Here is a 10,207-nt window from a genome sequence, read left to right on the forward strand (position 1 = left end):
CGGACGGCCAGTAATGGCCACCGGTGCTGCCCTGGGCAGGGGCCTGCGTAACCTTTAGTTCCGCAGGCCGCGCTGACCTACAATTTCCAGTAATCAACACTTTGTTGTGCCCATCGCAGCGGCGCCGACGAGTGGGGCCAACGGTGTCCCTTCCATACGCACGATCAGGAGGAAGGACGTCTCCCATGACCCAAACTCTTAACACTCCCAGCTGGTCCGAACCGGACCAGCCTGAGACTGCACTGTCGCCGTTCAAGCGCTTCGCAGCCATGCCGGAAGCCGCCGGGCTGTACAACCCGGAGCAGGAGAAGGACGCCTGCGGGCTTGCGATTATCGCGACGCTGCGCGGCGAACCCGGGTACGACATCGTCGACGCCGCGCTGACTGCGCTTCGCAACCTCGAGCACCGTGGCGCCGTGGGTGCCGACGAGGGCACCGGCGACGGCGCAGGCCTGCTCATGCAGATTCCGGACGAGTTCTTCCGGGCCGTCACGGAGTTCGAACTGCCGGCCCCCGGCCAGTACGTGGCCGGCACCGCCTTCCTGCCTGCCGAGCAGCGGGAAGCCGACGCCGCCAAGGCCGGTATCGAGGGCCTGGCTGCCGATGAGGGCCTGAAGGTCCTCGGGTGGCGTGAAGTGCCCATCGTTGCCGATCTGGTCGGTGCCATGGCCCGCGCCTGCATGCCCTACTTCTCCCAGCCCTTCCTGGCATCGGCCAACGGTGAGGAACTGGACCGCAACGAGCTGGACTCCCGTGCGTGGCGGATCCGCAAGCGGGCCCAGAACAAGTTCGGCGTGTACTTCCCGTCGCTGTCCTCCCGGACCATCGTCTACAAGGGCATGCTCACCACCGCCCAGCTGGAGCCGTTCTACCCGGACCTCTCCGACAAGCGGTTCAAGACCAAGCTGGCGATCGTGCACTCGCGCTTCTCCACGAACACCTTCCCGTCGTGGCCGCTGGCGCAGCCGTTCCGCACCATCGCCCACAACGGTGAGATCAACACCGTCAAGGGCAACCGGAACTGGATGCGGGCCCGCCAGTCACAGCTCGCCAACCCGCTGCTGGGTGACTCGCCGGAAGAGCTGTACCCCATCTGCACCCCCGGCGCCTCCGACTCCGCGTCCTTTGACGAAGTTGCGGAGCTGCTCTGGCTCTCCGGCCGCCCCATCACGCACTCGATCATGATGATGATCCCCGAGGCCTGGGAAAACCACGCCACCATGGATCCGGCCCGGCGCGCTTTCTACGAGTACCACTCGCTGCTCATGGAACCGTGGGACGGCCCCGCCGCAGTCTCCTTCACCGACGGCAACCTGGTCGGCGCCACCCTTGACCGCAACGGCCTGCGCCCCGGCCGCTTCTGGATCACCGAGGACGGCCTGATCGTCTTCGCCTCCGAGGTGGGCGTGATCGACGTCGAACCCTCCAAGGTGGTCAAGAAGGGCCGCGTGTCCCCGGGCAAGATGTTCCTGGTGGACACCGAGGCCGGCCGCATCATCGACGACGAAGAGGTCAAGGCCGAAGTAGCCGCGGCGAACCCGTGGGCCGAGTGGGTCAAGGACAACCTGATCGATCTCAACGACCTGCCCGAACGTGAGCACGTGGTGCACACGGCTGCGTCCGTGAACATCCGCCAGCGCACCTTCGGCTACACCACCGAGGAACTGAAGATCCTGCTGGGCCCGATGGCCCGCACCGGTGCCGAGCCCCTTGGCGCCATGGGCTCCGACACTCCCGTGGCCGTGCTGTCCAAGCGCCCGCGCCTGCTGTTCGACTACTTCGTGCAGTCCTTCGCGCAGGTCACCAACCCGCCGCTGGACGCCATCCGCGAAGAACTGGTCACCTCGCTCACCTGCGCCATCGGACCCAATGGCAACCTCCTGGACACCAAGCAGGTCCGCCAGCCGCAGGTCCAGCTGCCGTTCCCTGTGATCAACAACGACCAGCTTGCCAAGATCGCCAACATCGAGGACGCCGACGGCAACCGCGTGGCCATGAAGGTCCGCGGCCTGTACCGGCCCGAAGGCGGCGAAAACGCGCTGCGTGCACGGCTCACGGAAATCTGCGAGCAGGTTTCCGGCGCCATCAACCGCGGCGTGCAGTACATCGTGCTCTCCGACCGTGACTCCAACGCCCAGTGGGCGCCCATCCCGTCGCTGCTGCTGGTCAGCGCCGTGCACCACCACCTGCTGCGCAGCGCCAACCGCACCAAGACCGCCCTTGTGGTTGAAGCCGGTGACGTCCGCGAAACGCACCACGTGGCCGTGCTCATCGGCTACGGCGCCTCCGCCGTCAACCCGTACCTGGCCATGGAATCCGTGGAGCAGCTGATCGCCGCCGGTGACGTCACCGGCGTGACCCCGCAGGACGGCGTCTACAACCTGATCAAGGGCCTGGGCAAGGGCGTCCTGAAGATCATGTCCAAGATGGGCATCTCCACCGTGGCCTCATACACCGGAGCCCAGACCTTCGAGGCATTGGGTCTGGGCCAGGAACTGGTGGACGAATTCTTCGCCGGTACCCACTCCCAGCTTGGGGGCGTCGGCCTGGACGTCATCGCAGCCGAGGTTTCCGCGCGCCACCAGATGGCCTACCCGGACGGCGGCATCGAGCAGCCGCACCGCCCCCTGCTGGGTGGCGGCGAGTACCAGTGGCGCCGCGACGGCGAACCCCACCTCTTCAACCCGGAGACCGTCTTCCGGCTGCAGCACGCGACGCGTGAGCGCCGCTACGACATCTTCAAGTCGTACACCAAGGGCGTGGACGACCAGTCCACCAACCTGATGACCCTCCGCGGCCTCCTCAAGTTCAAGAACGAGCGCCCCTCTGTTCCCCTTGAGGAAGTGGAGCCGGTCTCCAGCATCGTCAAGCGGTTCTCCACTGGTGCGATGAGCTATGGCTCCATCTCGCAGGAGGCACACGAGACGCTGGCCATCGCCATGAACCAGCTGGGCGGCAAGTCCAACACCGGTGAAGGCGGCGAGGATGTTGAGCGCCTGCTGGATCCGAAGCGCCGCTCCGCGGTCAAGCAGATCGCGTCCGGCCGTTTCGGTGTCACCAGCCTCTACCTGACCAACGCCGACGACATCCAGATCAAGATGGCGCAGGGTGCCAAGCCCGGCGAAGGCGGCCAGCTGATGGCCCAGAAGGTCTACCCGTGGGTGGCCCGGACGCGGCACTCGACCCCCGGCGTTGGGCTCATCTCCCCGCCGCCGCACCACGACATCTACTCCATCGAGGACCTCGCGCAGCTCATCTACGATGCCAAGCGCGCCAACCCCTCGGCGCGGGTGCACGTGAAGCTTGTGTCGGAAGTCGGGATCGGCACCGTGGCGTCCGGCGTGACCAAGGCGAAGGCCGACGTCGTACTTGTCTCCGGACACGACGGCGGCACCGGCGCCTCGCCGCTGAACTCACTCAAGCACGCCGGTGTTCCCTGGGAGCTGGGCCTGGCCGAGACGCAGCAGACGCTGATGCTCAACGGCCTGCGCGACCGCGTGGTGGTGCAGGTGGATGGCCAGCTCAAGACCGGCCGCGACGTTGTCATCGCTGCCCTGCTGGGCGGCGAGGAGTTCGGCTTCGCCACCGCCCCTCTGGTGGTGGAAGGCTGCATCATGATGCGCGTCTGCCACCTGGACACCTGCCCCGTAGGTGTTGCCACGCAGAACCCCGAGCTGCGCGCACGCTTCAGCGGCAAGCCCGAGTTCGTGGTCAACTTCTTCGAATTCCTCGCTGAGGAAGTCCGGGAGATCCTGGCAGAGCTCGGTTTCCGCAGCCTCGAGGAGGCCATCGGCCACGCCGAGGTGCTGGACACCCGCGAAGCGGTCAACCACTGGAAGGCCGACGGGCTGGACCTGGACCCGATCCTGCACGGCCTGGAGTTCGACGACGACGCGCCGCTGCGCAACATGACCGGCCAGAACCACGAGCTGGACAAGCACTTCGACCAGCGCCTGATCACCATGGCCACCGAGGCGCTGACGGACCGCAGCCCGGTTAAGATCACCGTGGACGTCATCAACACCGACCGTTCGGTGGGCACCATGCTGGGCCACGTCGTCACCAAGACCTTTGGCACCGACGTCCTGGCCACGGACACCATCGACGTCACGCTGAACGGCACCGCCGGCCAGTCCCTGGGCGCCTTCCTGCCCGCGGGCATCACCCTGCGGTTGTTCGGTGACTCCAACGACTACGTGGGCAAGGGCCTGTCCGGCGGCCGGATCATCGTCCGCCCGGACCGCACCAACGTGTTCAAGGCGGAGACCAACGTGATCGCCGGGAACGTGATCGGCTACGGCGCCACCAGCGGCGAGCTGTTCCTGCGCGGCCAGGTGGGCGAACGCTTCCTGGTCCGCAACTCCGGTGCCACCGCCGTCGTCGAAGGCATTGGCGACCACGGCTGCGAATACATGACAGGCGGCCAGACGCTGATCATCGGACGCACAGGCCGCAACTTCGGCGCCGGCATGTCCGGCGGAACCGCATACGTCCTGGACCTGCGGACCACCCGCGTCAACAAGCAGGCACTGGAATCCGGTGAGCTGCAGCTGCGCGAGCTGGACGCCGAGGACCGCGACATTGTCCACGGCCTGCTGGTCAAACACGTGGAAGAAACTGACTCCCAGCTGGCGGCGCGCCTCCTCGAGAACTTCGACGACACCGCTGCCCGCATCACCAAGGTGCTGCCGCGCGATTACGCGGCAGTGCTGCAAACCCGCCTCGACGCCATCGAAGAGGGCCTTGACCCCGACGGCGAAGAAGTATGGTCTCGAATCCTGGAGGTTACCGGTGGCTGATCCACGCGGATTTCTGAAAGTACGCCAGCGTGAAACCCAGCCGCGCCGTCCCGTTCCCGTCCGCATCATGGACTGGAAAGAGGTCTACGAGGCACAGGAAAAGGGCACGCTGAAAGCCCAGGCCGGGCGCTGCATGGACTGCGGCATCCCGTTCTGCCACCAGGGCTGCCCCCTGGGGAACCTCATTCCCGAGTGGAACGACCTCATGTGGCGGGACAAGGGCGAGGAAGCGATCGAGCGCCTGCACGCCACGAACAACTTCCCCGAGTTCACCGGCCGGCTCTGCCCCGCCCCCTGCGAGGCGTCCTGCGTGCTGGGAATCAACCAGCCCGCAGTGACCATCAAGCAGGTGGAAGTCTCCATCATCGACGAGGCATGGGACAACGGCTGGGTCAACCCGCTGCCGCCCGCCCGCCTCACCGGCAAGACCGTTGCGGTGGTCGGTTCCGGCCCCGCCGGCCTCGCCGTCGCCCAGCAGCTCACACGCGTGGGCCACACCGTCGCCGTCTACGAGCGGGACGACAAGATCGGCGGCCTGCTGCGCTACGGCATCCCCGACTTCAAGATGGAAAAGGAGCAGGTGGACCGCCGCGTCGAGCAGATGAAGGCCGAAGGCACCCGCTTCCGGACCGGCGTCGCGGTGGGCACCGACGTGACCTGGGAGCAGCTGCGGAGGCGCTACGACGCCGTCGTCATTTGCACCGGTGCCACCGTTCCGCGTGACCTGCCCATCCCGGGCCGTGACCTTGACGGCATCCACTTCGCCATGGACTACCTGGTGCCCGCCAACCGCGCGGTGGCCGGTGAAACCATCGAAAACCAGATCAACGCCAACGGCAAGCACGTGGTGATCCTGGGCGGCGGCGACACCGGTGCCGACTGCCTGGGTACCGCGCACCGGCATGGCGCCGCATCAGTGACCACCCTTGCCATTGGCAAGCAGCCGCCGTCGGAGCGTGCCAGCCACCAGCCGTGGCCGACCTTCCCCACCCTGTTCGAGATGGCCAGCGCGCACGAGGAAGGCGGCGAACGCACCTACCTCGCCTCCACCGTCGAGTTCGTTGGCGAGAACGGCAAGCTGACCGGCGTGAAGGTGGCCGAGACCGAGTTTGTCGACGGCAAGCGGCTCCCGAAGGCCGGCACCGAACGGATCATCCCGGCCGACCTGGTGTTCCTGTCGCTCGGCTTCACCGGCGCTGAGCCTGCGGGCATCAGCGACCAGGTGCATGCCGAGTTCGACGGCCGCGGCAACGTTGCCCGCGACGGCTACTACATGACCAACACCGAAGGCGTGTTTGTTGCCGGTGACGCCGGCCGCGGGCAGTCCCTGATTGTGTGGGCCATTGCCGAGGGGCGTGCCGCCGCTGCCGCAGTGGACAAGTACCTGATGGGAAGCACCATCCTTCCCGCCCCCGTCGCACCGACGGACCGCGCCATCGCCGTCCTCTAGGACTGCACCGAGGGTTCACCTCGCCGACAACTTAAACAATGCAAGTGACCAATAGGGTAGGTATATGAGACGCGCAAAAATTGTGGCTACGTTCGGCCCGGCAATTGCCAGCTACGAAAACACCCTCGCGGTGCTGGAAGCAGGCGTTGACGTCGCCCGCATGAACATGAGCCACGGTGACTACACCGTGCATGACAACACCTACGAGAACGTCCGCAAGGCAGCGTCCGACCTTGGCAAGGCCGTGGCCATCATGGCCGACCTCCAGGGCCCCAAGATCCGCCTGGGCCGTTTCGTGGACGGCCCGCACGCCTTGGCCGTCGGTGACATCTTCACCATCACCACCGAGGACGTTCCCGGTACCCAGGAGATCGCCTCCACCACCCTGAAGAGCCTCACCGAGGACGTCAAGGTGGGCGATGCCCTGCTGATCGACGACGGCAAGGTGGCCCTGCGCGCCATTGAGGTCGACGACGTCAAAGTGGTTGCCGAGGTGACCGTTGGCGGCATGGTGTCCAACAACAAGGGCATCAACCTCCCCGGCGTGGCCGTCAACGTTCCCGCGCTGAGCGAAAAGGATGAGGACGACCTCCGTTGGGCCATCCGCCGCGGTGTTGACCTGGTGGCTCTGTCGTTTGTCCGCGACGCATCGGACATCAGCCGCGTGCACGAGATCATGGACGAGGAAGGCCGCCGCGTACCGGTCATCGCCAAGATCGAAAAGCCGCAGGCCGTGGAGCAGCTGCCCGAGATCATCGACGCGTTCGACGCCATCATGGTGGCCCGCGGCGACCTCGGTGTGGAACTGCCGCTGGAGGAAGTGCCGATCGTCCAGAAGCGCGCCGTGGAACTGGCACGCCGGTGGGCCAAGCCGGTCATCGTGGCCACGCAGGTGCTCGAATCGATGATCGATAACCCGCGCCCCACCCGTGCAGAAGCTTCGGACTGCGCCAACGCCGTGCTCGACGGTGCCGACGCTGTCATGCTTTCCGGTGAGACAAGCGTGGGGAAGTACCCCATCGAGACCGTGAAGACCATGGCCCGGATCATCGAGTCCACCGAGGTCCACGGCCTGGAGCGCGTCCCCCCGCTGGGCACCAAGCCGCGGACCCGTGGCGGTGCCATCACGCGTGCCGCCGTCGAAATCGCCGACCAGTTGGACGCCAAGTACATTTGTGCGTTCACCCAGTCCGGTGACTCGGCCCGCCGCCTGTCCCGCCTGCGGCCGATCAAGCCGGTCTTCGCTTTCACCCCAGTGGAGCAGGTCTGGAACCAGATGGCCCTCACCTGGGGCATCCAGCCGGTGCTGGTGCAGATGGTGGACCACACGGACGCCATGACCGCGCAGGTTGACCGCAGTCTCGAAGAGATGGGCCTGGTCCAGGACGGTGACCTGGTGGTCATCGCCGCCGGTTCGCCTCCCGGAAAGGCCGGCTCCACCAACTCCCTGAAGGTGCACAAGGTGGGAGACCTCGCCGACTCCACCCGCGGGGGAGAGATCGCAAGCAACCGCGAGAAGCTCGGCCCCTGGCCGGAAAAGAAGAAGAAGAACCAGGCCGCAGAGGCCTAGCCTTCTGACAAAGCAAAAAGGACCCCTGCCTTCTGGCAGGGGTCCTTTTCGCTGTCTTGCTTTGGTGACCGGCCGCTGTGGTGACCGTTCCCGGTTGGTGGCCGGGCCGTCGTCGTAATTCCTCCGGGCCCGGCCTGCGCGCTAGTTGACCTGGTTGATGATGGTTTCGGCGACCTCGCGCATGCTGAGGCGGCGGTCCATGGACGTCTTCTGGATCCAGCGGAAGGCTTCCGGTTCCGTCAGGCCCATCTTGGTGGTCAGCAGGCTCTTGGCGCGCTCCACGAGCTTGCGGGTGGCGAACTGCTCCTGCAGGTCCGAAACCTCGCCCTCGAGGGCCTTGATTTCCTCGTGGCGGGAGAGTGCGATCTCCAGCGCCGGGATGAGGTCTGCGGGCGTGAACGGCTTGACCACGTAGGCCATGGCGCCGGCGTCACGGGCCCGCTCCACCAGTTCCTTCTGGCTGAAGGCGGTCAGCAGGACCACAGGGGCGATGCGGGCCTTGACGATCTTTTCCGCTGCCGAGATGCCGTCCATGACGGGCATCTTGACGTCCATGAGGACCAGGTCAGGCTTGAGTTCCTCGGCGAGCTGGACGGCCTTCTCGCCGTTGTCCGCCTCGCCCACGACGTCGTAGCCTTCACCGCGCAGGATCTCGATGATGTCGAGGCGGATGAGGGTTTCATCCTCTGCCACAATGACGCGGCGCGCCGGCTGGGACGTGGGCTTGGACTCCGTCTGTTCAGTCACGGGATCTCCTTGAAAAGGTACGGCGGGACATCACTATCTTAGGTGCCACCGCGGCTGTACTTGGCTTGCAGGGGTTCGGTTGCGGCGACGGCGGCGCGATTCTGGAATTCAGCCTATCTGCATGTAGAGTAATTCCGCGTACGTGAAGCGATCGCGTTGCTCACAGTCAGCTGTGGGCGTACTTTCGCTCCTCGTATTCCGCGCCCGAGTGGCGGAATTGGCAGACGCGCCGCACTCAAAATGCGGTATCGAAAGGTGTGTGGGTTCGAGTCCCACCTCGGGCACAGTGTTTCCGCAGGTCAAGCGCCTGTTGAGCGATTGAGTGTGTACAAAAACCGCCAAAGTGTGTACACGAGCGTACCGTTTTGTGTGTGGCAAGCATCAGTACTCGCACCAAAAAGGACGGTTCAAAGTCCTTCATGGTGCGCTGGCGGGACCCTAAGACCAAAACCGCCCAAGGCCTCACGGTTGCTACAGTCACCGAAGCTGAGACCCTCAAGCGGCTGCTTGACGCCAACGGACAATCGTTTGAGATCGCCCAGCACGCCATCCTCACCAACGAGAAACGTCCGCCTACCGTGGCAGAAGTCATCCAAGAACACATCGATCTGCTGGTCCGCCCTTCGAGCGGAACCATCAAGACGTATCAAACCATGCTTGATCTCCACATCCGGCCGGTCATCGGTCACGTTCCCGTGGACAAGGTCGACTATCGCGTCATTGCGCACTGGGTGAAGTCAATGATGGCCAAAGGCAAGGCACCAAAGACGATCCATAACATCCATGGCCTCATTTCGGCCTCGATGAATACGGCGGAGATGCTCGGCTACATCACCCGAAACCCCTGCCGGGGCGTGCAGCTGCCGAACATCGAGAAGGCCGAGGATGAGGCCATGTTCCTGACCCATGCCGAGTACCGGCTCATCATGGAGGGGATGGGGGAGCGGTACAAGGCCTTCACTGACTTCCTGGTCATGACCGGCACGCGTTTTGGAGAAGCCACTGCACTGACTGTTGCGGACGTGGACCTGCTTTCCAAGCCACCGACTGCCCGCATCAACAAAGCGTGGAAACGGGATGGGCAGAACCAGTTTTACGTTGGCGCGACAAAGACCGGTGCCGGCAAGAGGACCATCGGGCTGAACCCGGCTCTGGTGGAGCTGCTGATTCCGCTGGTGGCAAGCAGGCCAGGTAAGGAACTGGTGTTCACGACGCCCAAGGGCGGCCGGATCGTCCATAAACTCTTCTGGGCTGACTACTGGGTGCCTGCCGTTCGCACGGCCCAGGCAATTGGCATGACTAAGAACCCAAGGATTCACGACCTTCGCCACACCCACGCGTCCTGGCTCATCCAGGACGGCGTGCCATTGTTTACCATTTCCCGCCGGCTCAGGCACGCATCCACGAAGACGACTGAGCAGGTGTACGGTCACCTGATGCCCGAGGCATTGCAGGTGGGCGCTGACGCAACTGAGCGTTCGGTGACAGCTTTTCAGCGTCTTTAGCTCGTATTTCGTCGGCTGGGACTGCTGAAGGTTTGATTGACACTTTGCCTGTGAGGATTTGATCCTTGCGGGTGGAAGGATGTTCCTCATGCCCAAAGCCTTTCCCGAAGAGTTCCGCCGCGATGTCGTGGCGGTT

General features: G+C 64.9%; 5 protein-coding genes and 1 tRNA gene. 5 read left to right on the plus strand and 1 reads right to left on the minus strand.

All coding sequences use genetic code 11. The annotated features are described in order from the left end of the window. The first annotated feature begins 185 nt into the window (after positions 1 to 185). From gltB to pyk, 3 genes are all read left to right on the plus strand, one after another. Positions 186 to 4,799 carry a glutamate synthase large subunit gene (gene gltB / locus ACETK3_RS17495; protein ID WP_236802123.1) on the plus strand — a complete coding sequence of 1,538 codons (4,614 nt, stop codon included), beginning with the start codon at positions 186 to 188 and terminating at the stop codon, positions 4,797 to 4,799. Beyond that, entirely contained in the window at positions 4,792 to 6,249 is a 1,458-nt protein-coding gene (locus tag ACETK3_RS17500; RefSeq protein WP_236802124.1) for a glutamate synthase subunit beta, read from the plus strand. The genes gltB and ACETK3_RS17500 overlap by 8 nt, the downstream gene beginning before the upstream one ends. Before the next feature lie 64 nt (positions 6,250 to 6,313). Beyond that, positions 6,314 to 7,819, plus strand: coding sequence for a pyruvate kinase (gene pyk, locus ACETK3_RS17505; protein ID WP_236802125.1), 1,506 nt, complete (start codon positions 6,314 to 6,316; stop codon positions 7,817 to 7,819). A gap of 141 nt (positions 7,820 to 7,960) precedes the next feature. Here the strand turns inward: pyk and ACETK3_RS17510 are convergent, their stop codons facing one another. After that, the gene (locus tag ACETK3_RS17510; RefSeq protein ID WP_141940978.1) at positions 7,961 to 8,566 is read right to left on the minus strand and encodes an ANTAR domain-containing response regulator; all 606 of its coding nucleotides are present in this window, start codon (positions 8,564 to 8,566) and stop codon (positions 7,961 to 7,963) included. A gap of 202 nt (positions 8,567 to 8,768) precedes the next feature. On the opposite strand from ACETK3_RS17510, the gene ACETK3_RS17515 reads away from it, so the two are divergent. Together ACETK3_RS17515 and ACETK3_RS17520 are read left to right on the plus strand one after the other, a co-directional pair. Beyond that, positions 8,769 to 8,850: transfer RNA gene (locus ACETK3_RS17515), tRNA-Leu, on the plus strand. A gap of 87 nt (positions 8,851 to 8,937) precedes the next feature. Further along, positions 8,938 to 10,071, plus strand: coding sequence for a tyrosine-type recombinase/integrase (locus tag ACETK3_RS17520; protein WP_373993263.1), 1,134 nt, complete (start codon positions 8,938 to 8,940; stop codon positions 10,069 to 10,071). Positions 10,072 to 10,207: the final 136 nt, after the last annotated feature.

Source organism: Arthrobacter sp. E44, assembly GCF_041877125.1.
In the GTDB taxonomy this organism is placed as follows: Bacteria; Actinomycetota; Actinomycetes; order Actinomycetales; family Micrococcaceae; genus Arthrobacter.

Coding starts and splice junctions, on each gene's coding strand:
- pyk (WP_236802125.1), top strand. CDS start 6,314: ATGAGACGCGCAAAAATTGTGGCTACGTTCGGCCCGGCAATTGCCAGC.
- gltB (WP_236802123.1), top strand. CDS start 186: ATGACCCAAACTCTTAACACTCCCAGCTGGTCCGAACCGGACCAGCCT.